Origin of the sequence: Stenotrophomonas sp. TD3, assembly GCF_001939825.1 — a bacterium.
Classification (GTDB): domain Bacteria; phylum Pseudomonadota; class Gammaproteobacteria; order Xanthomonadales; family Xanthomonadaceae; genus Stenotrophomonas.
The window spans coordinates 127,655-152,711 of record NZ_MOYM01000001.1 but is presented as its reverse complement, the minus strand read 5'-3'; the positions used below and the strand labels follow the sequence as shown (position 1 = coordinate 152,711).

General features: G+C 66.9%; 19 protein-coding genes and 1 pseudogene. 3 read left to right on the top strand and 17 right to left on the bottom strand.

What is annotated here, in order from left to right:
• Positions 1 to 4 precede the first annotated feature (4 nt).
• Genes BKE09_RS00685 through acnB form a run of 3 tightly spaced genes read left to right on the top strand, consistent with a single transcriptional unit; the run spans position 5 to position 3,266 of the window.
• Positions 5 to 229: an AbrB/MazE/SpoVT family DNA-binding domain-containing protein gene (locus BKE09_RS00685; RefSeq protein WP_005409505.1), complete on the top strand. Its 225-nt coding sequence runs from the start codon at positions 5 to 7 to the stop codon at positions 227 to 229.
• 6 nt (positions 230 to 235) lie between these two features.
• The gene (locus BKE09_RS00680; protein WP_008267153.1) at positions 236 to 634 is read left to right on the top strand and encodes a type II toxin-antitoxin system VapC family toxin; all 399 of its coding nucleotides are present in this window, start codon (positions 236 to 238) and stop codon (positions 632 to 634) included.
• 40 nt (positions 635 to 674) lie between these two features.
• Positions 675 to 3,266 (top strand): bifunctional aconitate hydratase 2/2-methylisocitrate dehydratase, encoded by a 2,592-nt coding sequence (gene acnB / locus BKE09_RS00675; RefSeq protein ID WP_075674554.1) that lies wholly within the window; start codon positions 675 to 677, stop codon positions 3,264 to 3,266.
• A 90-nt stretch (positions 3,267 to 3,356) separates the two neighbouring features.
• Here acnB and BKE09_RS00670 read toward each other — a convergent pair whose 3' ends face one another.
• The 17 genes and pseudogenes from BKE09_RS00670 to motD all read right to left on the bottom strand — a co-directional run.
• Positions 3,357 to 4,841 carry an XVIPCD domain-containing protein gene (locus tag BKE09_RS00670; RefSeq protein ID WP_075674553.1) on the bottom strand — a complete coding sequence of 495 codons (1,485 nt, stop codon included), beginning with the start codon at positions 4,839 to 4,841 and terminating at the stop codon, positions 3,357 to 3,359.
• On the bottom strand, positions 4,838 to 5,476 hold the full coding sequence (locus tag BKE09_RS00665; protein ID WP_075674552.1) for a hypothetical protein: 639 nt from the start codon (positions 5,474 to 5,476) through the stop codon (positions 4,838 to 4,840). Before BKE09_RS00665 ends, BKE09_RS00670 begins: the two co-directional genes overlap by 4 nt.
• 683 nt (positions 5,477 to 6,159) lie before the next feature.
• Positions 6,160 to 7,233 carry a chemotaxis response regulator protein-glutamate methylesterase gene (locus tag BKE09_RS00660; RefSeq protein WP_101765397.1) on the bottom strand — a complete coding sequence of 358 codons (1,074 nt, stop codon included), beginning with the start codon at positions 7,231 to 7,233 and terminating at the stop codon, positions 6,160 to 6,162.
• The gene (gene cheD, locus BKE09_RS00655; protein WP_014037083.1) at positions 7,230 to 7,826 is read right to left on the bottom strand and encodes a chemoreceptor glutamine deamidase CheD; all 597 of its coding nucleotides are present in this window, start codon (positions 7,824 to 7,826) and stop codon (positions 7,230 to 7,232) included. Before cheD ends, BKE09_RS00660 begins: the two co-directional genes overlap by 4 nt.
• On the bottom strand, positions 7,823 to 8,692 hold the full coding sequence (locus BKE09_RS00650) for a CheR family methyltransferase (RefSeq protein WP_014037084.1): 870 nt from the start codon (positions 8,690 to 8,692) through the stop codon (positions 7,823 to 7,825). Before BKE09_RS00650 ends, cheD begins: the two co-directional genes overlap by 4 nt.
• A gap of 37 nt (positions 8,693 to 8,729) precedes the next feature.
• A complete protein-coding gene (locus tag BKE09_RS00645) occupies positions 8,730 to 11,000 on the bottom strand; it encodes a methyl-accepting chemotaxis protein (protein WP_075674551.1) in 2,271 nt (756 codons plus the stop codon).
• A 730-nt stretch (positions 11,001 to 11,730) separates the two neighbouring features.
• Positions 11,731 to 14,109, bottom strand: a complete 2,379-nt coding sequence (locus tag BKE09_RS00640; protein ID WP_075674550.1) for a methyl-accepting chemotaxis protein — start codon at positions 14,107 to 14,109, stop codon at positions 11,731 to 11,733.
• Positions 14,110 to 14,210: 101 nt separating this feature from the next.
• On the bottom strand, positions 14,211 to 14,594 hold the full coding sequence (locus tag BKE09_RS00635; RefSeq protein WP_075674549.1) for a hypothetical protein: 384 nt from the start codon (positions 14,592 to 14,594) through the stop codon (positions 14,211 to 14,213).
• A 136-nt stretch (positions 14,595 to 14,730) separates the two neighbouring features.
• On the bottom strand, positions 14,731 to 15,222 hold the full coding sequence (locus BKE09_RS00630) for a chemotaxis protein CheW (RefSeq protein ID WP_075674548.1): 492 nt from the start codon (positions 15,220 to 15,222) through the stop codon (positions 14,731 to 14,733).
• Positions 15,223 to 15,440: 218 nt separating this feature from the next.
• Positions 15,441 to 16,214 carry a flagellar brake protein gene (locus BKE09_RS00625; RefSeq protein WP_014037089.1) on the bottom strand — a complete coding sequence of 258 codons (774 nt, stop codon included), beginning with the start codon at positions 16,212 to 16,214 and terminating at the stop codon, positions 15,441 to 15,443.
• A 158-nt stretch (positions 16,215 to 16,372) separates the two neighbouring features.
• Entirely contained in the window at positions 16,373 to 18,622 is a 2,250-nt protein-coding gene (locus tag BKE09_RS00620) for a methyl-accepting chemotaxis protein (protein WP_075674547.1), read from the bottom strand.
• Positions 18,623 to 18,980: 358 nt separating this feature from the next.
• Complete coding sequence (locus BKE09_RS00615; protein WP_075674546.1) at positions 18,981 to 20,969, bottom strand: chemotaxis protein CheA; 1,989 nt, start codon at positions 20,967 to 20,969, stop codon at positions 18,981 to 18,983.
• Positions 20,970 to 21,014: 45 nt separating this feature from the next.
• Positions 21,015 to 21,380, bottom strand: coding sequence for a response regulator (locus BKE09_RS00610; RefSeq protein WP_005409521.1), 366 nt, complete (start codon positions 21,378 to 21,380; stop codon positions 21,015 to 21,017).
• Entirely contained in the window at positions 21,377 to 21,685 is a 309-nt protein-coding gene (locus BKE09_RS00605; protein ID WP_014647026.1) for an STAS domain-containing protein, read from the bottom strand. Before BKE09_RS00605 ends, BKE09_RS00610 begins: the two co-directional genes overlap by 4 nt.
• A 302-nt stretch (positions 21,686 to 21,987) precedes the next feature.
• On the bottom strand, positions 21,988 to 23,256 hold the full coding sequence (locus BKE09_RS00600) for a chemotaxis protein CheW (RefSeq protein ID WP_075674545.1): 1,269 nt from the start codon (positions 23,254 to 23,256) through the stop codon (positions 21,988 to 21,990).
• The gene (locus BKE09_RS00595; protein ID WP_014037094.1) at positions 23,253 to 24,035 is read right to left on the bottom strand and encodes a ParA family protein; all 783 of its coding nucleotides are present in this window, start codon (positions 24,033 to 24,035) and stop codon (positions 23,253 to 23,255) included. The genes BKE09_RS00600 and BKE09_RS00595 overlap by 4 nt, the downstream gene beginning before the upstream one ends.
• Positions 24,036 to 24,210: 175 nt before the next feature.
• Positions 24,211 to 25,056: pseudogene (motD, locus tag BKE09_RS00590) on the bottom strand (flagellar motor protein MotD); the annotation flags it as partial.
• Between the last annotated feature and the right edge of the window lies 1 nt (position 25,057).

Below are 25,057 nucleotides of genomic sequence, written 5' to 3'. Positions count from 1 at the left end.
GCTGATGGAAGCCACTGTTGCAGAACGCGGACAGATCACCCTGCCCAAGGCGGTGCGTGATGCCCTCGGCCTGACCAAGGGCACGCTGCTGAAGGTCGAGCTGGACGGCAGCCGCATCATCCTGCGCAAGAGTGTTGACGATGCCATTTCACGGGCGCGCGGCAAGTTCGCGCTGGACGGCTTCGAATCGTCCGACGCGGCGGTACGCGCGGTGCGTGACGAGGAATAAGCCGTGATGATCGCCGTCGATTCACCGGTGCTGGTCGAGCTGCTCAGCAATGGTCCGCAGGCCGATGCCGTGGAAGCCATCCTCCGGCAGAGCCTGGTCGGTGGCCGCGTAGTGGTCTGCGGCGCGACCCTGGCCGAGGTCTGCGCATCGCTGCGCGGCGGCGCCGAGGTGCTCGAAGCGCTGGAAGAAATGGGCGTGCACTTCAACCCGATGGAAGCCAAGTCGGCGTTGCGCGCCGGCGAGATGCACCGCCGCCACCGCCAGCGCAGCGGCAGTCGCCGCAGCCTGGACGAATTCATGGTCGGCGCCCACGCACTGTTGCAGTGCGACGGCCTGATCACCTGGAACGACACGTTTTACCGCGACTACTTCAAGGGCCTGAAGCTGATCGTGCCGCAAGCCTGAGCCCACTTTTTTTCAACCTACGCATTACCCGGGAGTTGTCATGTTGGAAGCCTACCGCCACCACGTCGCCGAGCGCGCTGCGCTTGGCATCCCGCCGCTGCCGCTGAGCGCGCAGCAGACGGCCGATGTCATCGAACTGCTGAAGAACCCGCCGCAGGGCGAGGCCGAGTTCCTGCTCGACCTGCTGACCCACCGCGTGCCGGCCGGCGTCGATGACGCAGCCAAGGTCAAGGCCTCGTACCTGGCGGCGATCGCCCTGGGCAGCGAGCAGAACCCGCTGATCAGCCGTGAGCGCGCCACCGAACTGCTGGGCACCATGCTCGGCGGCTACAACGTCGCTCCGCTGGTGCAGCTGCTGGACGACGCCAGCGTTGGCACCATTGCCGCCAACGGTCTGAAGAAGACCCTGCTGGTGTTCGATGCCTTCCACGATGTGCAGGAAAAGGCCAAGGCGGGCAACGCCAACGCTCAGGCCGTGCTGCAGAGCTGGGCCGACGCCGAGTGGTTCACCAGCAACCCGGAAGTGCCGCAGAGCCTGACCGTCACCGTGTTCAAGGTGCCGGGCGAAACCAACACCGACGACCTGTCGCCGGCGCCGGACGCGACCACCCGCCCGGACATCCCGATGCACGCCCTGGCGATGCTGAAGAACAAGCGCGACGACGCGCCGTTCACCCCGGAAGAAGACGGCAAGCGCGGCCCGATCCAGCAGATCCTCTCGCTGAAGGACAAGGGTCACCTGGTTGCCTACGTCGGCGACGTGGTCGGCACCGGTTCCTCGCGCAAGTCGGCCACCAACAGCGTGCTGTGGTGGACCGGTGATGACATTCCGTTCATCCCGAACAAGCGCGCCGGTGGCGTCTGCCTGGGTTCGAAGATCGCCCCGATCTTCTACAACACCATGGAAGATGCCGGCGCACTGCCGATCGAGCTGGACGTGTCGAAGATGGAGCACGGCGATGTGGTCGAGCTGCGTCCGTACGAAGGCAAGGCACTGAAGAACGGTGAAGTGATCGCCGAGTTCCAGGTCAAGTCCGAAGTGCTGTTCGACGAAGTGCGTGCCGGTGGCCGCATTCCGCTGATCATCGGCCGTGGCCTGACCGGCAAGGCGCGCGAAGCACTGGGCCTGGCCCCGACCGACCTGTTCCGCCTGCCGGTGCAGCCGGTCGACACCGGCAAGGGCTTCTCGCTGGCGCAGAAGATGGTCGGCCGCGCCTGTGGCCTGCCGGAAGGCCAGGGCATGCGCCCGGGCACCTACTGCGAACCGAAGATGACCTCGGTCGGCTCGCAGGACACCACCGGCCCGATGACCCGTGACGAGCTGAAGGACCTGGCCTGCCTGGGCTTCTCGGCCGACCTGGTGATGCAGTCGTTCTGCCACACCGCCGCCTACCCGAAGCCGGTGGACGTGAAGACCCACCACACCCTGCCGGAGTTCATCTCCACCCGTGGCGGCGTCTCGCTGCGTCCGGGCGACGGCGTGATCCACAGCTGGCTCAACCGCATGCTGCTGCCGGACACCGTCGGTACCGGCGGTGACTCGCACACCCGTTTCCCGGTGGGCATTTCGTTCCCGGCCGGTTCGGGCCTGGTCGCCTTCGCCGCTGCCACCGGCGTGATGCCGCTGGACATGCCGGAGTCGGTGCTGGTGCGCTTCAAGGGCAAGATGCAGCCGGGCGTGACCCTGCGTGACCTGGTCAACGCGATCCCGCTGTACGCGATCAAGTCGGGCCTGCTGACCGTGGCCAAGGCTGGCAAGAAGAACATCTTCTCCGGCCGCATCCTGGAAATCGAAGGCCTGCCGGAACTGAAGGTCGAACAGGCGTTCGAACTGTCCGACGCCTCGGCCGAGCGTTCGGCGGCCGGTTGCTCGGTGCGCCTGAACAAGGAGCCGATCATCGAGTACCTCAACAGCAACATCACCCTGCTGAAGTGGATGATTGCCGAGGGTTACCAGGATCCGCGTTCGCTGCAGCGCCGTATCGAGAAGATGGAAGCGTGGCTGGCCAACCCGGAGCTGCTGGAGCCGGATGCCGACGCCGAGTACGCCGCCGTCATCGAGATCGACCTGGCCGACATCCACGAGCCGATCGTGGCCTGCCCGAACGACCCGGACGACGTGAAGACCCTGTCCGAAGTCGCCGGCGCCAAGATCGACGAAGTGTTCATCGGTTCGTGCATGACCAACATCGGTCACTTCCGTGCCGCTGCGAAGCTGCTGGAAGGCAAGCGCGACCTGCCGACCCGCCTGTGGGTGGCCCCGCCGACCAAGATGGATGCCTCGGAGCTGACCAAGGAAGGCGTGTACGGCACCTTCGGCGCCACCGGTGCACGCATGGAAATGCCGGGCTGCTCGCTGTGCATGGGCAACCAGGCGCAGATCCGCGAAGGCTCCACCGCGATGTCGACCTCGACCCGCAACTTCCCGAACCGTCTGGGCCGCAACACCAACGTGTACCTGGGTTCGGCCGAACTGGCTGCGATCTGCTCGCGTCTGGGCCGCATCCCGACCAAGGAAGAGTACATGGCCGATGTGGGCGTGATCGCCGCCAGCGGCGCGGAGATCTACCGCTACATGAACTTCGACCAGATCGAGGAATACCAGGACGTGGCCAAGACGGTCGCTGCCTGAGGGTAGTGCCGGCCGCTGGCCGGCATCCCGTTGAAACGAAGAACCCCCGGTGAAAGCCGGGGGTTTTTTGTGTGCGCCGGGCCAGGTGGCCTAGCCCATGCGCATCGCCGTCCGGGTCTGCTCCTGGGTGTGGTCCTGCTGGGCAACCTGCTGTGCCTGCGATATCTGTTCGGCCTTGGCGAGCGACTGCTCTACGGGTGTACTGATTGCCTCGCTGATCGCGACCGACGACCGCAGGTGTGCCGGATTGGCGAGCGCTCCCTGCACAACGAACATGCGAGGGCCCGAGCCATCGCTGGGTGGATTGCCCAGGACCACATGATCGACGCGTTCCAGGCCGCTGCTCCTGGCCGCCGCAAGCAGGCTGGCCGTCATCCGCTCACTGGTTTCATCGAAGCTGCGCCCGTGCCTGGCATCCATGGCGGATACACCCTCGCGAATCTGCTGGTATAGCGCATGGTCTGGATGGCCTTCCTTCCTGGGATCCAGGCCTGCCTTGTCCAGGGTTGATTCAATGCTCTCCTGCAAAGGATTCCTGGGAGAGAAAGCGGGATTGCGGAGAGAGGGCGAGCCCTTGTCGGTTGCATGCTGGATCAGTTGCTCCCCAGGCTTGAGCGCATTCTGGGTGCGGTGCTCCGCTTCAGCTTCGTGGCGGGCATATGCACCGGCTTCCTCAATGCCGCGCAGGTAATTGACCCCGTCGCGCAGCAGGCCAGGCCCACCGCCGACCAGCACAGTCGCTCCCGCGCGCAGCTGATGAACATCACTGCGGTAGTCGGCAATCCGACGCAGGTCTTCAGGGTCTGTGATCCGGGCCATGGGGTTGTCCAGTACAGACTGTACCGGGCCCTTGTCGGTCATGCGATCAAGGAAATGAACCAATCGGTGGGAGTCACCCAGCTGGACCGCCACGGCGGCGGACATGGCATGGCCACTCTTCATCCCCAGTGTTCCGAGCGAGGCGATGCGTTGGCCCTGCTCGGCGTTGCGCAGAACCTCCAGTTCCCTGGGCAGCGCATACATCTCGACCTTGCCGTAATGAGGGCCACCCGCACTGACCAGGTCGCCTGCCATCACATGGTTGGTGAAGGGCGCCGCATTGGCCGGCTGGCCCTCAGGAAGGCGATACGCCAGCCCGGCAGCACCGTAAGGATTGAATGCGTCGCCGGGGAGGTTGTAGTGGTGTGCAGTGATCTGCGCGAGCGCGCCGCCGAGGGAGTGGCCGGTGACGTGTACAGACCCGGATCCCCTTTCATCAGCCAATGTGATGGCTTGCTTTGTCAGCGCGAGGGCGTCGCCGAGTTGCGCGTTGACTCTGGCGGTGACCATCGCAGCATCGATGCCGCCATCCAGCATGGGCTGACGATCAAATTCGGTGCCGCGGTGGGCGACGATGACTTCGTTGGTTTCCAGGTTGAGGTAGATGGCGCCTTGGTATCCGGTAGAGGAATCCCCGCGGGCGAGAATTTCGTACTCGACCCCGGCGATGATGGCTCGCTCTGGCTCATTTGGATTGACTTTGCGGAATGGCCTGTAAACGTGGTCCGAAATGGCGGCGCTTGCGATCGGGTTCATGGGGCCTCTCCATCAATCCCTCGTCCTATCTCTATTGGGAAGTAGTTTTGGCGATCGGTCAGCGGGAGCCCTTCGAACAAAGTCCGGGACAATGTCCATGCCCACTCTGGGGTTTGTTCAGAAATCCTGGGGGTCAAGGCTTTTTCCACATACGTAGTTGAGCCTTCTTCAACTTCGATCTCTTTGATCAGAGCCGAGGTTGCCGCGTTGATCCTGCGTTCGCCTACCACGAAGGTGAAAGACGCCTTTATCAGGGCTGGCGTCCAAGTGCATGGCCCACGGTCGTAGTAGTCAGCAACTTCCATTCCGTCCTTGAATACGTTGCTGCTGAACTCTGTAGAACTGATGCGTCGCGCTGGGACCTCAACCGTATGCTGATTCGGCTCGTACTGCACCCCCTCCCAATTGTTGACCGGAGGGAGACAGAGTGGGTCTATCTCATACGTGACGAAGACCGAAGGAACGGGGACATCCACGGGTGCATCGTGGACCCGAATCACAATCGGCAGCGCATCCTTGGGCGCAGGATTCTCGCGATAGACCGGGAACGAGCGTTCCTTGTTGCAGCCCGGAACGGCCAGTGTGATCAAGGCGATCAACGCAACATGAGCAAGGCTGGGGACGGGTTTCAGCATGAGCGGTCCATGTCGCTGGTGGAGGTAACACGCGTGTGCGTCGGTACAGCGTTACTACGGAGCATGGTTCTCTGCGCGTGAAACTGCCGACGGGGTCGCCTTGCTCGGTGAACAGCGGAATAGCGGATTACGCCGTAGACGACGGTGCCATGAAGGGCATCTCGGGGCAAATGCGACAGATTGCGCATTTCATGCTGGCTGCATCCCGATGCTCCTTCCTTGCGATCAGGTGGCACGAGGCTTTGTGGCGTATCGTTCATCGGCGTTCCATTGCGCTGCGACGTCTGACTATACGACTGGCCGCAGCTGTGCTCCAAGGCCTCGGCCTTGCGGGCATCTCGGTTGGCGCGATTGGGCCGCGGCAGGATCAAGCCTGCTTTCAGCATTCGATGTGATAGCGGCTGGATCTGCATTGCCCACATGGCGCGGTTGCAGAGGTAACTGCTCCCGTGCACTACGGGAAAGCTGGCACCCGTATCGTGACGGGCGAGGAGGGGCAAGAGGAAGCTCCTGGGAGGGAGCTTCAACACGCGGGGAGGGGAGGGAACGGGAGTGTGCAAGCAGTCCCGTTGAGGCACGAATGGCCGATAGTACTGCCGGATCCAACAAGTGAATTTCACTTCTCTTGGATGTGTCCAGCCGGATACGGAGCCGAGCGTGGGCTCGGCTCTACAGAGGTCCCATCAACCGCGCGCCAATGCCAGCAGCCGCTCGGCAATCCGTTCCAGCGGCACCTGTTCCTCGGCCGCGCCGAGCTTGAACGCGGCACCGGGCATGCCCCAGACCACGCTGGTGGCCTCGTCCTGCACCAGTGTCGGTGCGCCGGCTTGGCGCATCTCCAGCAGGCCACGCGCGCCGTCGTCGCCCATGCCGGTGAGGATGGCGCCGATGGCATTGCCGCCGGCGTTCTGCGCGACCGAGCGGAACAGCACGTCGACCGCTGGCTTGTGCCGGTTCACTGCCGGACCATCATCGACACGGCAGCGCCAGCGCGCACCGTCGCGGATGATCCGCAGGTGCTTGCCGCCCGGCGGCAGGTAGGCGTGGCCGGGCAGTACGGCTTCGCCGTCGCTGGCCTCGCGCACGGCCATGGCCGAGTGGCGGTCCAGGCGCTCGGCGAAGGCACTGCTGAAGCTGGCCGGCAGGTGCTGGGTCATCACCACGGCGGGCGCGTCGGCCGGCATGCCTTCCAGCACCACGCGCAACGCTTCGGTGCCGCCGGCCGACGAGCCGATCGCGATCAGGCGGTCGGTGGTGCGGAACTGCGGCGCGGCGGGGCGCATCGCAGGCGCGGCGTCCAGCAGGAGTTTCGGTGCGGCGGCACGCACCAGCGGGCGGACGCGCGAGCGTGCCGCCATCTTGACCTTGGCGATGATCTCGTCGGCGTAGGCCTGCAGGCCGCGCGCCACGTCCAGCTTTGGCTTGGACACGAAATCCACCGCACCCAACGCCAGCGCCTGCAGCGTGGTGTCGGCGCCGCGTTCGGTCAGCGAGGAGATCATCACCACCGGCAGCGGGTGCAGGCGCATCAGGTTTTCCAGGAAGGCCAGCCCGTCCATGCGCGGCATTTCCACGTCCAGGGTGATCACGTCCGGGGCCAGGCGCTTGATCTTCTCGCGCGCCAGCAGCGGGTCGGCGGCGGTGCCGACCACGTCGATGGACGGATCGCTGGACAGGATCTCGGTAAGCATCTGGCGCACGACGGCGGAGTCGTCGACGATCAGGACCCGGCAGGGGGCGTTGCCGGTCAGGGTCATTCGAACAGCTCCACGCCGCCGGTGACCGGGGCCTTGGACAGGCGCGCACGCACCGCCGATTCGGTCGCGGCCACTTCGGCCTCATGGGCATGCGGTAGGCGCTGCACCACCACGCGGCCGGTATCGGCGAAGAACCAGATCTTGCGCGGATGGATGCCGCACAGGTCCTCGGCAATGATCGGGATGTGCTCGGCCTGCAGGTACTGGCGCACGAATTCGGCGTTGCGGGTGCCGACCGGATTGCTGGTGAAGCCCTTCAGCACGTTGGCACCACCGAACACCTTGGCCTCGATGCGCTTGCGATGTGCGCCGCGCTTGAGCATGTCGTTGATCAGCAGTTCCATCGCATAGCTGCCATAGCGCGCAGGCGCGCCGTCACCGGCGTTGCCCTCGGGCAGCAGGAAATGGTTCATGCCGCCGATCTTCAGCACCGGGTCGCGCAGGCAGGCCGCCACGCAGGAGCCCAGCGTGGTGGTCAGCGCAGTGGTGTCATCGACCACCAGGTACTGGGTCGGCAGCAGCTTGGCGGCGATCGTCTGGAAACGCGCATCCTGGTAGCGCATCACATCGTCGGTACGCAGCGAGGCATTCATGCGCCGGCCTTTGCCGCACGGCGGTACAGGGTGCGGCCGCAGGGCTGGATCAGGTCGGCGGCGTGCAGGTAGTTCTCCGAGTGGCCGGTATACAGCAGGCCGTCGTCAGCCAGGTGCTGCACCAGGCGACCGAGGATGGCGCGCTGGGTCGGCTTGTCGAAGTAGATCATCACGTTGCGGCAGAACAGCGCGTCGAACGGGCCGCCGACGTCGTAGCGCGGGGCGAGCAGGTTCAGCGGGCGGAACTCGATCAGCTCGCGCAGCGCCGGCAACACGCGGCACTGGCCTTCGTTGGGGCCGCTGCCGCGCTGGAAGTAGCGGCGGCGCAGGTCTGGATCGAGGCTGGTGACGCGATCGATGTTGTAGACGCCGCGGCCGGCGGTGGCCAGCACCTGGGTGTCGACGTCGGTGGCGATGATGCGCACCGGAGGCTTCAGCGTGCCGAAGGCCTCGCAGGCAGTGATCGCCATCGAGTAGGGCTCTTCGCCGGTGGATGCCGCGCACGACCACAGCAGCAGCGGCGTGCGGCTGGAGCGCTGCTGCAGCTCCTCGCGCAGCTTGTCGAAGTGGTGCGGTTCGCGGAAGAAGGAGGTCAGGTTGGTGGTCAGGGCGTTGGTGAACGCCTGCCACTCGTCACCGTCTTCCTGCTCCAGATGGTCCAGGTACTGCTGGAAGCTGCGCATGCCCAGCGTGCGCAGGCGGCGCGACAGGCGGCCATAGACCATGTCGCGCTTTGCTGGCGCGAGGGCAATGCCCACGCGCTGGTAGATCAGGTCGCAGACGCGGCGGAAATCACGGTCGGCGAACTCGAATTCGCGCGGGCCGGTAACGATGGGAGTAGGACTTTGCACGGGGGACGTGTCCATCGGCAGAGGCGGCGGCCGCAGCCGCCGCGGGTGGGTCTCAGAATTCCTGCCAGTCGCTGTCGCTGGCGACGAAGGTGCTGGCGTTGCTGCTGCGGCGGACTGGAGCGGGCGTGCTGGTCGGCTGCGGGCGTGCCACGGTGGTGACACGGGCCGGCTCGACACGCGCGGCCACGGCCTTCACTGCGGCGGACACCTGGTTGTCGAGGCGGAAGATCGCCACGGCGTCGGCCAGCTGGCCGGCCTGTTCTTCCATCGCACGTGCCGCAGCGGTGGCTTCTTCCACCAGCGCGGCGTTCTGCTGGGTGGTTTCGTCCATCTGCACCACGGTCTGGTTGACCTGCTCGATGCCCGCCGACTGTTCCTGCGAGGCCGCAGAGATCTCGGCCATGATGTCGGTCACGCGCTGCACCGAGGCGACGATCTCGCCCATGGTACTGCCGGCCTGGTGGACCAGGCTGGAGCCTTCGGCGACCTTGCCGACCGAGTCGTCGATCAGGCCCTTGATCTCCTTGGCGGCGGCGGCCGAACGCTGGGCGAGGGTGCGCACTTCGCTGGCGACCACGGCGAAACCGCGGCCCTGTTCACCGGCACGCGCCGCTTCCACCGCGGCGTTCAGCGCCAGGATGTTGGTCTGGAAGGCGATGCCGTCGATGACCGAGATGATCTCGGCGATCTTCTTCGACGAAGCTTCGATGGCCGACATGGTGGTGACCACCTGGCCCACCACATCGCCGCCCTGCGAGGCGACGCCATGCGCGCCGATGGCGAGCTGGTTGGCCTGGCGGGCATGCTCGGCGTTCTGGCGCACGGTGGAGGTCAGTTCCTCCATCGAAGCGGCGGTTTCCTCCAGATTGGCGGCCTGCTGCTCGGTACGGCGCGACAGGTCGCTGTTGCCGGAGGCGATCTCGCCGGCGGCCAGCGTGATGCTGGAAGCGCTGGCCTGGATCTGGCCGACGATCTGGGTCAGCTGCGCGACGGTGGTGTTGGCATCGTCGCGCATGCGTGCGAATACGCCCTGGTAGTCGCCGTGCATGCGTGCGGTCAGGTCACCTTCGGCGATGGCCGACAGCAGCTGCGAGAGCTTGCCGAGGTTGTCATCGCTGACCGCCATCATCGCGTTGAGGTTTTCCAGCATCAGGCGGAAATCGTGATCGAAGCGCTGCGCATCGCCACGGCGGCTGAAGTCGCCGGCCGCGGCGGCGCTGGCCAGCTGCTTGATCTCGGCGTTGATGCGGCCGAGGTTGGCCTTGACCGTGTCGACGGTGGTGGTCATCGCGGCCTTCTCGCCCGGGTAGCGCGCGATGTCGCGGCTGAGATCGCCGACGGCATACTGCTGCACGACATCCAGCACGTCGTGCAGGGTCTGCACGTGGCCGCCGACCAGGGCGTTGGTTTCCTGCACCATCAACCCGTACTCGCCGGGGAAGGCGCTGGCGTCGATGCGGTAGCTCAGTTCGCCACCGTCGTGGCGGCGCGCCATTTCGCGCTGGCCCGAGATGACCGCATGCAGCTGCTGCTGCATGCCGGCCATGGCGTCCAGCAGGCGGCCGGTTTCGTCATGCGGCTGCGGGCCGATGTGGCTGTCCAGCTTGCCGCCGGCGATGCCTTCGGCCACGGCGGTGGCCTGCTTCAGCGGTACGGCGATGCGGTTGCCGATGATCCAGCTCAGGGCCAGCACGATCAGTACCAGCACGCCACCGGAGACGGCCATGATGGCAGTGAACACCAGCGCCTGCTTCTGCACGTCGTCCATGTAGACGCCGCTGCTGACCACCCAGTTCCAGGGCGCGAACAGGCCGGCATAGGCGACCTTCTCGACGTCGCCCTTGCTGCCTGGCTTGGCCCAGCGGTAGTTGACGAAGCCGCCGCCGGCGCGGGCCGCTTCGACCTGGTCGTAGTAGATCCGCACGCCGTCGTCGGTGCGGAAGTCCTTCATGTCCTTGCCGACCAGGTCCTTGCGGAACGGGTGCATCAGCAGGCGGTAGCCGGTGTCGTAGATGTTGAAGTAGTAGGTATCGTTCTCGGCGCGCATGACCTCCAGCGCCTGCAGCGCGGCGCTCTTGGCGGCCTCTTCGCTGAGCTCGCCGGTACCGGCCAGGCGGTGGTAGTGCTGCAGGATGCCGTAGCTCAGTTCGACCTGGGTCTTCAGCGCGGTCTTGCGGGTCTCGGTCAGGTCCAGGTACTGCATGCGGGCGGCGATCACCGAGAGCGCGATCACGCCGAGCGCGATGAGCAGCGTCAGCAGGTTGAGCTTGCGCCGGACGGAGAGATTGCTGAAGTAGTGTTGCCAGCGATGCAGGAGATTCATCGAGCAGGACCAGGTCGAAGCGGGCGGGCGGCGCCGTGCCGGTCACAGCGGGACAAGCGGTGACAACCCCGTTATCGGCCGCGCGGGCGGGGGATTGAGCTGCGGTGTCCGAACGTATTCAGGTTTCCTTGCAGCGGCGGCTGCGGCGCTGCCTGCGGCAGGCTTTTGGAGCAACAGCAACAGCAACGGCGCTTGGTCGGCGGTCACGGGTTGCGAGGAGGGCCGGGCCAGGGTGGGTTGGCGGGGGACGCCGTAAACCCGTCCCTGGGGGCTTGGCCGCGGCATCCATGCCGCGGACACCCCCGCCAACCCACCCTGGCCCGGCCCATTCGATATTCCGGTGTCGGACGGCAAGAGCGTTGTGTTTCCAGGCGGAAAGAGGGGTCAGATCCGTTTTCCTGCGGAAAACGGATCTGACCCCGGACGCGGTGCGGCTGTTGCTCTTGCTCTTCTTTCTTCAATCCGGGGTGGGTGCGCACGGGAAGTGTCCGTGGCCGGGAGGGTGGATTGCGCAGGGGCGTGAGCCGCATGGATGCGGCGACCGAGCTTACATGGACGTACTTGCAGCGGCCCCTGCGCAGCCCACCCTCCCGGCCAATCCTCAGCAGCCCAGCTTTTCAACCGACCCACCCCGAGGGGCATCGCCGTTGGCTGGATATCCAGATACCCCGTAAACGAAAACGCCCCGGCGCAGGGCCAGGGCGTTCTCGTACGTCAGGTCAGGCAGGCATCAGAACTCCTGCCAGTCCCCGTCGGCCAGTTCGGTGGCCATCGGGCGACCACCGGCGGTGCGGCGGGCCGGCGGGGCGACCGGGGCCGGTGCGGCCGGTGCGGCAGCACGCGGGGCCGGGGCAGCGGCGATGCGCGGGGCAACCACGGTCTCGGCTTCGTCCACCACGAAGATCGACACGGCCTCGCTGAGGTGACCGGCCTGTTCTTCCATTGCGCGTGCGGCGGCGGTGGCTTCTTCCACCAGCGCGGCGTTCTGCTGGGTGGTTTCGTCCATCTGCACCACGGTCTGGTTGACCTGCTCGATGCCGGCCGACTGTTCCTGCGAGGCGGCGGAAATCTCGGCCATGATGTCGGTCACGCGCTGCACCGAGGCCACGATCTCGCCCATGGTGGCGCCGGCCTTGTGCACCAGCGCCGAGCCGTCGTTGACCTTGCCGACGGAGTCGTCGATCAGGCCCTTGATCTCCTTGGCGGCGGCGGCCGAGCGCTGGGCGAGGGTGCGCACTTCACTGGCGACCACGGCAAAGCCACGGCCCTGTTCACCGGCACGGGCGGCTTCCACCGCGGCGTTCAGCGCCAGGATGTTGGTCTGGAAGGCGATGCCGTCGATGACGGAGATGATCTCGGCGATCTTCTTCGACGAGGCTTCGATGGCCGACATGGTGGTGACCACCTGGCCGACCACCTCGCCGCCCTGCGAGGCGACGCCATGCGCGCCGATGGCGAGCTGGTTGGCCTGGCGGGCATGCTCGGCGTTCTGGCGCACGGTGGAGGTCAGTTCCTCCATCGAGGCAGCGGTTTCTTCCAGGTTGGCGGCCTGCTGCTCGGTGCGGCGCGACAGGTCGCTGTTGCCGGAGGCGATCTCGCCGGCGGCCGAACTGATCGCGCGGCTGGACTGCTTGATGCGGGTGACGATCTCGCTCAGCTGCGCGGCGGTGGCGTTGGCATCGTCGCGCATGCGGGCGAACACGCCCTGGTAGTCGCCGTGCATGCGCACGGTCAGGTCACCCTGCGACAGCGCGGCGAGCAGGCCGGAGATCTGTTCGATGCTGCCGGCGTTGGCGTCCAGCAGGCCGTTGATCTGCTGGGCCAACTGCAGGAAGAAGCCTTCCTTGTCGCTGGCGTCGATGCGGCCGGACAGGTCGCCGGCCGCAGCCTGGGCGATCACGCGGGCCACTTCGGCTTCGACCTGCGCTTCCTGGGTGCGGTCACGCCATTCCACCACGTAGCCGACGGTGTCGCCGCCTTCATTGCGGATGGTCGAGACCACCTGGGCGAACTGGGCATCGCCGTACTGCATCGGGCGACGGGCGACGCCGTGTGCCTTCAGGTTGCCCAGCAGGGTCTGGTCCATCTCGCCGCGGTGTTCAAGCACGGTGACCGGCTTGCCGATCAGCGAGGCCTGCGCATCGAAGTCCGGCAGGTCGCGTCGCACGTCGTCCTGGTACTGGCTCAGGGTCTGCTGCAGGGCGCGGTTGCTGTAGACGATGGTGTTGCTGGTGTCGGTCAGGTACACGCCGGTCGAGCTGTAATCCAGTGCGGTACGGATGCGCAGGTTCTCGCGGGCGATGGCCTGGTCGGTTTCGGTGCGCTCGCGCAGGTCGCGCTGCATGCGCTGCATCGCCTGCATCAGTTCGCCCACTTCGTCCTGGCGGCTGACGTCGATGTGGCCATCGAGCTTGCCGCCGGCCACTTCGTTGGCAACCGAGACGGCGCCGCGCACGCTGCCGACCAGGGCGCGGGCAAACAGCCACACCAGCACCAGGCCGAGTGCGGCGCCGCCCAGCAGGGCGATCACGGTCAGCACGGCCGAGGCGGAGTAGGTGGATTCGGCCTCTTCGCGCGAGGCGCGGGCGAGGCGGTTGTCTTCGGCGATCAGCGCTTCCAGCGCCGAGGCGGCCTTGCGGTGCTTGGTGCGGGTTTCGCCGACGAAGGTATCGATGGCGTCGTCCGGCAGGTCCAGTTCCAGCATCTCGGTGACGCTGTCATAGGAGGCCAGGGCGTCCTTCCATTCCTTGGCGAAGGTGTCGAACAGCTTCTTCTGCTGCGGGTTGTCGACCAGTGCCGGATAGCCCTTGATCGACTTGTCCATGCTCTCGCGCAGCTCGACAGCCTGCTTGCGCGCATCGGACTTGACGTCGTCGCTGGCGCGGATCAACTGCTGGTAGGCGGCATTGCGGTATTCGCCCAGCATGCCGCGCATCTCGCCGGCCATGCGGATGCTCTCCATGCGCGAACCGGCCAGCTCGGTGGTGACGTTGTTCAGCGAATGCAGGCCACGATAGGCGACGATGCCCTGCAGCAGCATCACCAGCAGGATGACGCCGAAGGTCAGCATCAGCTTCGGCATCAGTTTCAGGTTGTTGATCCACGGCATGGGCGTTGCAGGCTCCTAAGGCAGACGCGCCCGGGCATCGGGCCCGGTTGCAGCAGGAACCACGCCGGCACCAGGTCCGGCGTGGCTCGACGAACAGCGGATTACTTGATGTTGGCCAGCTTCAGTGCCGACGGCGAGCTGACTTCGATTTCCGCACGCGAAGCGTCGCGCTGGATCTTGCCGATCACGCAGACGGTCTTGCCTTCCAGGGTTTCCAGCGGGAAGGAGAACTTGCCGCGGTTCTCACCGGCGATGCGGGCCGAGAAGGTGTGGCGCGGGAAAGCGCCGCCCATGTACAGGAAGGTCGGCTGACCTTCGGAACCTTCTGCGTAGCGGGCCTTTTCGACCTTGCCACAGACCATGCCGTCCTTGCCGACCGAACGCGGTGCCATTTCCGGCGGGATCATGTCGGCCGACTGGGCGAAAGCGGAGGCGGCGGTGGTGGCCAGGACAGCGGCCGAAACGAACGCAAGCAGGGACTTCATCGAGGGGTATCTCCGGGGATGGTAACGGTCGGGCCGGTCCTGCGCGCTCCTGCGCGACCGGCTTCTGTCCCCCTATCGGCATCGCCGGAGGGAACTGAAGGGTTTTGTGACTGGAACGTGAAGCAGTTCCGTTTGCTCAGGCGGCGACGTCTTCGGCGAGGCTGGCCTGGCCCATGTCGGCGCTGTCGAGCAGGGTCTCGATGTCCAGCAGGATCAGCATGCGATCGTCGTGGGTACCGATGCCGGAGATGAAGCGGGTATCGACGGCGGCGCCGAATTCCGGGGTCGGGCGGATCTGCTCGGCCGACAGCGGGATCACGTCGGAGACGCTGTCGACGACGATGCCGACCACGCGGTCTTCCACGTTCAGCACGATCATCACGGTGAAGGCGTCGTAGCGGGCGTTGTCCAGGCGCAGCTTCAGGCGCAGGTCGATGACCGGGACGATGGTGCCGCGCAGGTTGATGACGCCCTTGATGTAGTCCGGGGCATCGGGCACGCGGGTGACGGCGTCGTAGCCACGGATTTCCTGCACCTTGAGGATGTCCACGCCGTAGTGCTCGTCACCAAGGGTGAAGCTGAGGAATTCGCCACCGGTGCTTGCGGCGGAGCTGGTCTTGTCGTTCATCGAGGGGTCCTGGTTCTGCCGGAAGTCCCGGTGTCAGGCTCGATATCGGCCCCGCCGGGGGGGACTTTAGGTGCCGGGGGAAGGCATCCACGCATGGCGTGGATCTACCGGGGAGGGTGCGTGGATGGGGTCAGATCCCTTTTCAGGGAAAAGGGATCTGACCCCGGCATGCGTTCCAGGGTTGCCGGCCAGCGGTCGGCACTACCGGTCGGACCGCCTCAGAGCTCGCCGTTGCGGCGGGCCTTGCGCTGCCGGTCGATGCGGAAGATGTAGCGCTGGATGGCGCTGTCGGCGCCGCGTGGCAGGCTTTCAAAGCGCATGCCCACGCGCTTGACCTCGATGCCATTGGGCTGGCGCTGCGGCAGCAGGTTGCAGACCACCAGTTCGATATCCAGGTCGGGGCCGTCCGGCAGCGACAACTGCGCCGGATAGCGCTTCTGCAGGCCAAACACCGCGCAGTCATTGGGCACCACCACGGCCAGGCCGCCGCCGCTGATGTCCACCACCCGCATCGACAGCGCTTCTGCCCGCGCTTCGCCGGGCGGCAGCAGCAGCTGCGGCGAATCAGTGACCGGCGTCTCCAGCCGGTACAGTTCGCGGCGCTGCAGGTGCACCAGTTCGTCCGGCAACGGGGCGCGGAAGGCCACATGGCCGTCGTTGTCCACGCGTTGCAGTTCGTGCAGGCGGAAGCGCACCAGCACGCGTTCGAGCTGGGCAAAGCACAGCAGGTGGTCGGCCTGTTCGGCGGCACGGTTGGAGGCTTCCTGCGGGCTGCCATCGAGCAGCAGGAAGTCCTCGTCTTCGTCGAGGTCGAGCAGGGCGGTCGGGAACGAGCGGTCGCGGCCGTCGATATGGGCGTTGATCAACGAACGCTGGTCGATCAGCGAGCGCAGCAGCTGGCGCAGCTGGCGCGGGTTGCGGACCAGGAAACGTTCGTCGGCGGCATCAGCCGCGTGGACATCATGCACTGCAGTGTCGTTGCCGTCGGACATGGAATCTACGGTCAGGGGCGGGCGCCAGCACGCGTTGGCGCGAGGCTCGATGGGGATATCGGCCTCTGCCCCGGATTATGAAGTGAGAATTACATCACTTTCCATGCGTGTGGGGTCGGATTCCTCTTCCGCAGAAAAGGGATCCGACCCCGGATACATCAGAACTCCTGCCAGTCGCCGTCCGCGGCCAGTGCCGGCTGCGCCGCCGAACTGCGCAACGGGCGTGCGGGAGCCGGCTTTGCCGCAGGTGCGGCGGCCGCGACCTGGCGCGGTACCGGTGCTGCCAGCGGGCGTGCCGGAATGGCTGTCGTGCCCTGCGATGCCAGCCTGAAGCGGGCCACGGCTTCACCCAGCTGCACCGCCTGGTCTTCCATCGCACGTGCCGCAGCGGTGGCTTCTTCCACCAGCGCGGCGTTCTGCTGGGTGGTTTCGTCCATCTGCACCACGGTCTGGTTGACCTGCTCGATGCCCGCCGACTGTTCCTGCGAGGCCGCAGAGATCTCGGCCATGATGTCGGTCACGCGCTGCACCGAGGCGACGATCTCGCCCATGGTACTGCCGGCCTGGTGGACCAGGCTGGAGCCTTCGGCGACCTTGCCGACCGAGTCGTCGATCAGGCCCTTGATCTCCTTGGCGGCGGCGGCCGAACGCTGGGCGAGGGTGCGCACTTCGCTGGCGACCACGGCGAAACCGCGGCCCTGTTCACCGGCACGCGCCGCTTCCACCGCGGCGTTCAGCGCCAGGATGTTGGTCTGGAAGGCGATGCCGTCGATGACCGAGATGATCTCGGCGATCTTCTTCGACGAAGCTTCGATGGCCGACATGGTGGTGACCACCTGGCCCACCACATCGCCGCCCTGCGAGGCGACGCCATGCGCGCCGATGGCGAGCTGGTTGGCCTGGCGGGCATGCTCGGCGTTCTGGCGCACGGTGGAGGTCAGTTCCTCCATCGAAGCGGCGGTTTCCTCCAGATTGGCGGCCTGCTGCTCGGTACGGCGCGACAGGTCGCTGTTGCCGGAGGCGATCTCGCCGGCGGCCAGCGTGATGCTGGAAGCGCTGGCCTGGATCTGGCCGACGATCTGGGTCAGCTGTGCAACGGTGGTGTTGGCGTCGTCACGCATGCGTGCGAACACGCCGTTGAACTGGCCTTCCATGCGCGCAGTCAGGTCGCCGGCGGCGATCGACTGCAGCAGCTGCGAGAGCTGGCCGAGGTTGCCGTCGGCCACCTGCATCATGGTGTTGAGGTGCTCGATCATCAGCTTGAAGTCGTGCTGGAAACGCTGTGCGTCGCCGCGCTGGCTGAAGTCGCCGGCTGCGGCCGCTGCGGCCAGCTGCTGGATCTGCGAGTTGATCGCCAGCAGGCTGGCCTTGGCTGCATCCATCGATTCGTGCAGGATCGCGCGGCTGCCCGGCAGGCGGCGGGCGTCCGGGGCGAGGTTGCCGATGGCGTACTGGTTGAGCACGTCGATGGCATCGCGGATGGCGTCCAGGTGCTCGAAGATCACCGTGTTGATGCCGCCGGCCAGCTGGCCATAGACACCCGGGAAATCCTCCGGAATGCGATGGCTGATGTCCGGGCCCGCGTGCATCTGTGCCATCAGCTGGGTCTGCTCGCTGAAGCGGCGCAGCATCGCGGTCATCTCGGCGGTGGCGGCCAGCATCCTTCCGGCTTCGTCCTTGCTGGTGGCCTGGGTGCTGACGCTCAGGTCGCCACGGGCCACCGCCTGGATGGCGTGCACGGCCTTGCCCAGCGGACCCGTCACGGCGCGTGAGATGACCGTGGCCAGCGCGGCGGCCACCAGCGACAGCAGCACGATGCAGCTGACGATGGCGATCATGCTGGTGCGGTGGGTGGCGTTGGCGGCGGCGATCTTGCCGTCCATGAGGCCGGCGATGTGGGTGCCGAGGGTCTTCATCGCGGCGAACAGATCCCGGCGCGCCGGGCGCGACTGTTCGTCGGAGATCTGCTGCGCCAGGGCACCATCACCGGCGGCCACGGCTTCGCGCATCGCTTTGTTGGCGGCGAAGTAGCGCTCCAGCTGCACGTTCGCGGCGCGATAGAGTTCACGCTCCTTGTCCAGCGCCGGCAGCGCCGAGTACGCGGCCAGCTCGTCATGCACGGCCTTGGCGGTGTCGTCCATGCGCTTGTTGTAGTCGGCCACCTTTTCCGGCTGGTCGAGCATGCTCAGCAGGGCCAGTTCGTAGGTACGGAACTCGCCCAGCTGCGAGCGCGCTTCGCCCAGGTGCTGGACCGAGGGAATATCGTTGCCGGCCATTTCGCGGAGCTGGCTGTTGGCTTCGCTCAGGCGCAGCAGGGCGAAGGCGCCGAGGACCAGGGTCATCAACGTGGTGAGCGTGAACCCCACGGCCAGCTTGCGGGCGATGGGCAGATCTTGGAACCACTTCATGCGGGGTGCTCCAGGTGGGCAGGGTGCCGGCGGCGGTGCGCCGGCTGGGGTGGTTGCATCGCGAACGGTGGTGCCCGGTGGGGTTCGGTGACGGCCGTCATTGCGGAATAACGGCGCGTTCCGGGCGGACTTTATGGACGCAGATCACATTCGGCTGCGTAGGGAGGACGGCGCGAAAGTGCTGCAGTGGCGGGGCTTTCGCTTGCGTGGCGTGGTTGCGAACGAAACCAGCGCGGCGACGGAGATCACGGAATGGGTTCGGGCGCGGATCTGACCCCAGCCACACATTGCTGGAGCGCACGCAAACAAAAACCGCCGCCCCGAGGGGCGGCGGTCCAGTGCACGCATGCTGCGTGGATCAGGCGGCCTGCGGCATCCGCAGCGAACGCACCAGCCCGCCGATGTCGACGATCAGCGCGACGCGGCCGTCGCCGAGGATGGTGGCACCGGACACCCCGCCGATGCGGCGGTAGTTGTTCTCGATGTTCTTCACCACCACCTGCTGCTGGCCGACCAGTTCGTCCACTTCCAGTGCGATCTTCTGGCCATCGCCTTCGACCACCACCACCAGCGATTCGCTGCCGGGTGCGCGGTTGCCGTAGCCGTAGTACTCGCTCAGCGACAGGATCGGCAGGTACTCGCCGCGCACGCGCAGCACGCGGCCTTCGCCGGCCATGCTGCGGATGTCTTCGGCCTGCGGCTGCAACGCCTCAAGCACATAGGCCAGCGGCAGGATCAGGGTTTCACCGGCCACCGCCACGGTCATGCCATCGAGGATGGCCAGGGTCAGCGGCAGGCGGATCAGCGTGCGGGTACCGGCGCCGAGGCTGCTTTCGATCTGCACCTCGCCCCCCAGCGCCTGGATGTTGCGGCGGACCACGTCCATGCCGACGCCACGTCCTGACAGGTCGGTGACCGCATCGGCAGTGGAGAAGCCCGGCTGGAAGATCAGGTCCCAGACCTGCGAATCGGTCGGGTTGTCCGGCACGGCCAGGCCGCGTTCGTGGGCCTTCGCCAGGATCTTGGTGCGGTCCAGGCCGCGACCGTCGTCGCTGACTTCGATGACGATGTGGCCGCCCTGATGCGAGGCTGCCAGGGTGATCGTGCCGGTTTCGTCCTTGCCTGCACCGCGACGCACGTCGGGCATTTCCAGGCCGTGGTCGATCGAGTTGCGCACCAGGTGCACCAGTGGATCGGCGATCTTTTCGATCAGGCCCTTGTCCAGTTCGGTGCCTTCGCCGACGGTGCGCAGGCGCACCTGCTTGCCGAGGCGGCTGGACAGGTCACGGACCAGGCGCGGGAAGCGGCGGAACACCGCATCGACCGGCAGCATGCGCACGCCGATCACCGCTTCCTGCAGGTCGCGGGTGTTGCGTTCAAGCTGGTCCAGGCCGGCGAACAGGCTCTCGGCGTGGACCGGGTCCAGCGCGTGCGAGACCTGCTTGAGCATGGCCTGGGTGATGACCAGTTCGCCGACCAGATTGATCAGCGCATCGACCTTGTCCACGCTGACGCGGATGGAGGTTTCTGCTTCCTGGCTGGCACCCCCGCTGGCGGCAGGCGCGGCGGGAGCCGACGGCGCCGCTGCCGCCGGAGCGGGAGCGGCCGCGGCCGGTGCCTGGGTCGCCAGGCTCGGCGGCGCGGCCGGACGGATGTCCAGTTCGCAGTCGTCCAGCACCCAGGCGAAGGTGTCTTCGATCTTGCTGCGCGGCACCTTGCCGACCAGGCCCAGGTCCCACGCCAGGTGGGCCTCGAGCGGATCAAGCTGGGCGAAGCCCGGCAGGCGGTCCATGCGCGCGGCGACCTGCAGCGAACCCAGATGTTCAAGTTCGCGGATGATGCGCAGCGGGTCGTTGCCACTCATGAACAGTGACGGCGCCGGGGTGAAGCCGATCTGCCAGGCTTCCGGCGTATCGTCCACCTTGGCTGCGGCGGACGCCGGGATATTCGCTGCGGCCTGGCCGGAAAGAACCGCTTCCAGACGCGCCTTTACCGCAGCGACTGCGGCGGGGTCGGCGGCCTGACCGTGTTCGGCTTCGCGCAGCAGGGCGCGCAGCACGTCCACCGAGGACAGCATGGCGTCGACGGCGTGGCCTTCCAGTGCCCGCTTGCCGGCGCGCAGCTCATCGAGCAGCGTCTCCAGCACGTGGGTCAGGCCGGCGATCGCGTCGAAGCCGAAGGTGCCGGCGCCGCCCTTGATCGAGTGGGCAGCGCGGAACACCGAATTGATGATCTCCGCGTCCTGCTGCCCCGATTCCAGGGCCAGCAGGCCAGCCTCCATCGCGTCGAGGCCTTCGCGGCTCTCCTCGAAGAAGGTGGCGTGGAAGCGTTGCAGGTCCATGCTCATGGCAGTGGTGGTCCGGAAGCGAAGAGGGGGAGCGGTGCCGGGCGATCAGCCCAGCACTTTCTGCACGGTGGCGACCAGCTGTTCGGGATTGAACGGCTTGACCAGCCAACCGGTAGCGCCGGCGGCCTTGCCTTCGGACTTCTTGTCGGCGGCCGATTCGGTGGTCAGCATCAGCAGCGGGGTGAACTTGTAGTCCGGCAGCTGGCGCAGCTCGCGGATCAGCGCGATGCCATCCATGTTCGGCATGTTGACGTCGGTGACCACCGCATTGAAGCGCTGGCCCTTGGCGCGACCGAGCGCGACCGCGCCGTCTTCAGCTTCTTCGACGGCAAAACCGGCCGAGGTGAGGGCGAAGGACACCATCTGGCGCATCGACGCCGAATCGTCCACCACCAAGATACGTGCGCTCATGCAGCGTTCTCCACAGATTTCAGGTTGTCATGGGTTACGTCCAGGCCCAGGGCCTGGGTGACGCCCAGCAGGCGCGCGGCGTCACGGAAGGTTGCGGTGCAACCGTGGAAGCCGGTGCCCAGGCCTGCCTCGCGGCGGGCCTGCACGAACGCACACAGCACCTGTACGGCGGCCGTGTGGATGCGGGCGACCTGGCTGGCATCCAGGGTCAGCTCGCCTGCCTGCTCCACCAGGGGGGCGAGGCGGTTCTTGAGCTCGGTAGTGCTCTCGATGCCGAGATCCCCACCCAGTTCGACAGTGCTCATCGTTGCTCCGGACAAACGGTTCCGTGATCCATAACGGCACCCCGGTGGGGTTCTTTAGAAGAATCGACGCGGTGCGTCGATGCGGTGCTTTTCGGGTCGCCCTTGAAAAGGGGACGGAGGGGATTAGGTCGCAAACGGCCGCGCCGCTCTGCGATTGCCAGTAGCAACGGCGACCGCGCAGTGGGGACGTAAGGGGTTGATCCAATGGATCAATTCCTTGCGTCCCCGACAGGCATCGCGTCGACGCTAAGCGCCGAGCCAGCTGCGACTTAATCCCCTCCGTCCCCTTTTTCCGTTGCGGCTCAGCTCAACAGCCGGGTGGCGTCGAGCAGGATCATCGGGCGCTGGCTGACCCGGGCCACGCCTCGGAACAGGTCGTTGGAGATCTGGCAGATGCGCGCGGTATCGGGTGGCTCGATCTGCGAATCGGTGAGGTTGGCGACATCTTCCACTGCCGACACGCGCAGGCCGATGGTCTCGCCGTCTTCTTCCAGCACCACGATGCGGGTCTGCGCGTCGTCCTCGGCGGCGGCCGCGCCCAGGTGCAGGCCCAGGTCCATCACCGGGACCACCTGGCCGCGCAGGTTCATGATGCCCAGCATGGCTGCAGCGGTGCCGCGCAACGGCAGCAGCGGTACCGGCAGCACGACCTCCTGGACCTTCAGCAGTTCCAGGGCATAGGCCTGGGTGCCGCAGCGCAGGCGCAGCCAGCGCGAGGTGCGTTCGCCGGCACGACGGTTCTGCGGGTGCGGGCTGCGGGCCGGTTGGTGGGCCTGCGCCTGCAGCTCCTGCCAGGTGCCGGGGCGGTTGCCTGCGGGTGCATCGACGGCGACGCGCGGCGGCGGTGTGGCGGCAGCGCGTGCGGCCGGGGCCGGTGCAGGACGTGCCGCCGGTGCTGCCACTGGCGCTGCGACCACGGCGGGCGGCGGCGTGGGAACGTCTTCGCCACCGGCGGCCGCCTCGAAGGCGGCCTGCAGGCCAGGGCTGTCGGTGTGGGCGAGACGATGGCTGTCCGCCGGATCGGTCTCGTAGATCACTTCGTCCGGCAGATCGTCCCAGGTGGGTTCCGGGCCGGTGTTCGCAGCAGCCGCAGCGGGTGCCGGCGCGGTTTCGTGGATGACTTCGTCGGGCAGGTCATCCCAGGTCGGCTCGCGTTCCGTGGTCGCGGTGCTGGCCGGTGCGGCGGCGGCCTCGAAGGCCGCCTCCAGTGCAGCCTCATCCGCGGCCGGGGGCGCGACGACGGCGTCCGTTTCGTAGATCACTTCGGCCGGCAGATCGTCCCAGGTGGGTTCGCGTTCTGCATCGATCACGCTGACGGGCGCGGAGGCGGCATCGAAAGCGGCTTCCAGCGCGGCGTTGTCCACGGCAGGGGTAGCGGCAACGGTCTCGGGTTCGGTTTCGTAGATCACCTCGGCCGGCAGGTCATCCCAGGTCGGCTCGCGCTCGGCGGCGGCTTCGGTCGCCTTGGCCGGGGCGGCGCTGATCGGCGCGGGCACGGCAGCGGCGGCCGGCGCGATCGCCTCGCCCAGCAGTTCGTCCAGGTAGTCGTCGAGGATGCCGGTGCTGTTCATGCGGCCTGCTCCAGGGCGCGGGCATCCTCGCCGAGGATCCAGTTCAGGGCGCGCCGGTAGGCGGCCAGGCCGCGGCCCGGGTAGTCCTCGCCGACGCTCGGCAGGGTCAGGCCCGCCGCGTTGCTGATGCGGGTGTCGATCGGAATCGCGTCTTCCCACACGCGGCTGCCATGGCGGTCCTGCATGGTGCGCAGCGACTCGTTGCCGGCGCGGGTGCGTCGGTCGAACAGGGTCGGCAGGATCGAGATCGGCAGCGGCCGGCGACGCGAACGCTCGACCATCTCACCGGTGCGGACCATGCCATCCAGGCCGTGCAGGGCCAGCGGCTCGGCCTGGGTCGGAATGATCAGGCGATCGGCGGCAGCCAGGGCGTTGATCATCAGCAGGCCGAGGGTCGGTGCGCAGTCCAGCAGGATGTAGTCGTGCTGGCCCTGGTGTCGCGCAAGCGCGTTCTGCAGGGCCAGGCCGAGGCCGGGCTGGTTGGCGCTGCGGCGTTCCAGCGTGGCCAGCGCCGACTGTGCGCAGACGTAGTCCAGGCCGTGGATGTTGCTGGCATGGCACAGGCTGGCAAGGTCGGCGGGCGGTGCGCCGAACAGTTCCAGCACGCCGGCCGGCGGCGGATCCACCGGCACGCCGAAGGCGCGGCTGAGCGAGGCATGCGGATCAAGGTCGATCAGCAGCACGCGATGGCCGAGCGCGGCCAGCCCGCGGCCGAGGGCGAGGGTGGTGGTGGTCTTGCCGACTCCGCCCTTCTGGTTGGCGACTGCCCAGATGCGCATCGGGTTACTCCTTCATTGCCGGGGGAACGGCGGCGCCGACGCGGCTGCCAGCCGGCACCGGCGGCAACGTCACCGGTGCGATGGGGGAGGTGGGGGCGCTGGCCGGCGTTGCTGCGGCCTGTTCGGTGGCGGTGCTGTCGGTGGCGCCGGTGGCCGCGTTCAGGCGCTGGCCCAGCGGATCCACCGAGTGCGATGTGTCGGCCAGGATGATGACCATCACCCGGCGGTTGCGGTTGCGGCCCTGCGCACTGTCATTCTCTTCGCGCGGGCGGAACTGGCCGTAGCCGACCATCGCCAGGCGCGACGGCTGCACGCCCTGGTCGGCGAACAGGTGCACCACGCTGGCGGCGCGTCCGGCCGACAGCTCCCAGTTGGACGGGAAGGTGGCGGTGGCGATCGGCACGTTGTCGGTGTGGCCTTCCACGCGCACGCTGTTGGGTACGTCGCGCAGCACCTCGGCCAGGCTGGCCAGGGTCTGCCGTGCGTGCACGTCCAGCGCGGCCGAGCCGGTCGGGAACAGGATGTCGCTGTTGATCTCGACTTCGATCCACAGCTCGGTGCGGCGCACGCTGATCATGCCGCGGTCGATCAGCGGCGCCAGCGCGGCGGTGAGGCGGTCGGCGATGGTGTTGAGCTGGCGCTCGGCGCGCGCGATCTGTTCCTGGTTGTGTACCGAAACCGGCATGCGCATCTGCGAGGCCATCGACGGCAGCAGGGTCGGGTCGTGCGAGGGCGCCGGTGCGGACGGGCCGACCTTGGTGCCGGACTTGATCACCGACGGGCTGTCCCAGCCGCCGCCCTGCACCTGCTTGTTGCCGACCTGCACCGGATTGATCGTGCGCGGTGCGCCACCGAAGGCATCGGTGAGGGCGTCGGCCATGATCCGGTACTTGCCCTCGTTGACCGAGGAAATCGCGTACATCACCACGAAGAAGGCGAGCAGCAGCGTCATCAGGTCGGCATAGGGGATCGCCCATGCTTCGTGGTTGGCGTGCTCTTCGTGGTGCTTGCGGCGGGCCATG

Coding starts and splice junctions, on each gene's coding strand:
- BKE09_RS00610 (WP_005409521.1), bottom strand. CDS start 21,380: ATGAGCGCACGTATCTTGGTGGTGGACGATTCGGCGTCGATGCGCCAG.
- BKE09_RS00670 (WP_075674553.1), bottom strand. CDS start 4,841: ATGAACCCGATCGCAAGCGCCGCCATTTCGGACCACGTTTACAGGCCA.
- BKE09_RS00595 (WP_014037094.1), bottom strand. CDS start 24,035: ATGCGCATCTGGGCAGTCGCCAACCAGAAGGGCGGAGTCGGCAAGACC.
- BKE09_RS00645 (WP_075674551.1), bottom strand. CDS start 11,000: ATGAATCTCCTGCATCGCTGGCAACACTACTTCAGCAATCTCTCCGTC.
- cheD (WP_014037083.1), bottom strand. CDS start 7,826: ATGAATGCCTCGCTGCGTACCGACGATGTGATGCGCTACCAGGATGCG.
- BKE09_RS00600 (WP_075674545.1), bottom strand. CDS start 23,256: ATGAACAGCACCGGCATCCTCGACGACTACCTGGACGAACTGCTGGGC.
- BKE09_RS00665 (WP_075674552.1), bottom strand. CDS start 5,476: ATGCTGAAACCCGTCCCCAGCCTTGCTCATGTTGCGTTGATCGCCTTG.
- BKE09_RS00650 (WP_014037084.1), bottom strand. CDS start 8,692: ATGGACACGTCCCCCGTGCAAAGTCCTACTCCCATCGTTACCGGCCCG.
- BKE09_RS00615 (WP_075674546.1), bottom strand. CDS start 20,969: ATGAGCATGGACCTGCAACGCTTCCACGCCACCTTCTTCGAGGAGAGC.
- BKE09_RS00635 (WP_075674549.1), bottom strand. CDS start 14,594: ATGAAGTCCCTGCTTGCGTTCGTTTCGGCCGCTGTCCTGGCCACCACC.
- acnB (WP_075674554.1), top strand. CDS start 675: ATGTTGGAAGCCTACCGCCACCACGTCGCCGAGCGCGCTGCGCTTGGC.
- BKE09_RS00640 (WP_075674550.1), bottom strand. CDS start 14,109: ATGCCGTGGATCAACAACCTGAAACTGATGCCGAAGCTGATGCTGACC.
- BKE09_RS00660 (WP_101765397.1), bottom strand. CDS start 7,233: ATGACCCTGACCGGCAACGCCCCCTGCCGGGTCCTGATCGTCGACGAC.
- BKE09_RS00605 (WP_014647026.1), bottom strand. CDS start 21,685: ATGAGCACTGTCGAACTGGGTGGGGATCTCGGCATCGAGAGCACTACC.
- BKE09_RS00685 (WP_005409505.1), top strand. CDS start 5: ATGGAAGCCACTGTTGCAGAACGCGGACAGATCACCCTGCCCAAGGCG.
- BKE09_RS00630 (WP_075674548.1), bottom strand. CDS start 15,222: ATGAACGACAAGACCAGCTCCGCCGCAAGCACCGGTGGCGAATTCCTC.
- BKE09_RS00620 (WP_075674547.1), bottom strand. CDS start 18,622: ATGAAGTGGTTCCAAGATCTGCCCATCGCCCGCAAGCTGGCCGTGGGG.
- BKE09_RS00680 (WP_008267153.1), top strand. CDS start 236: ATGATCGCCGTCGATTCACCGGTGCTGGTCGAGCTGCTCAGCAATGGT.
- BKE09_RS00625 (WP_014037089.1), bottom strand. CDS start 16,214: ATGTCCGACGGCAACGACACTGCAGTGCATGATGTCCACGCGGCTGAT.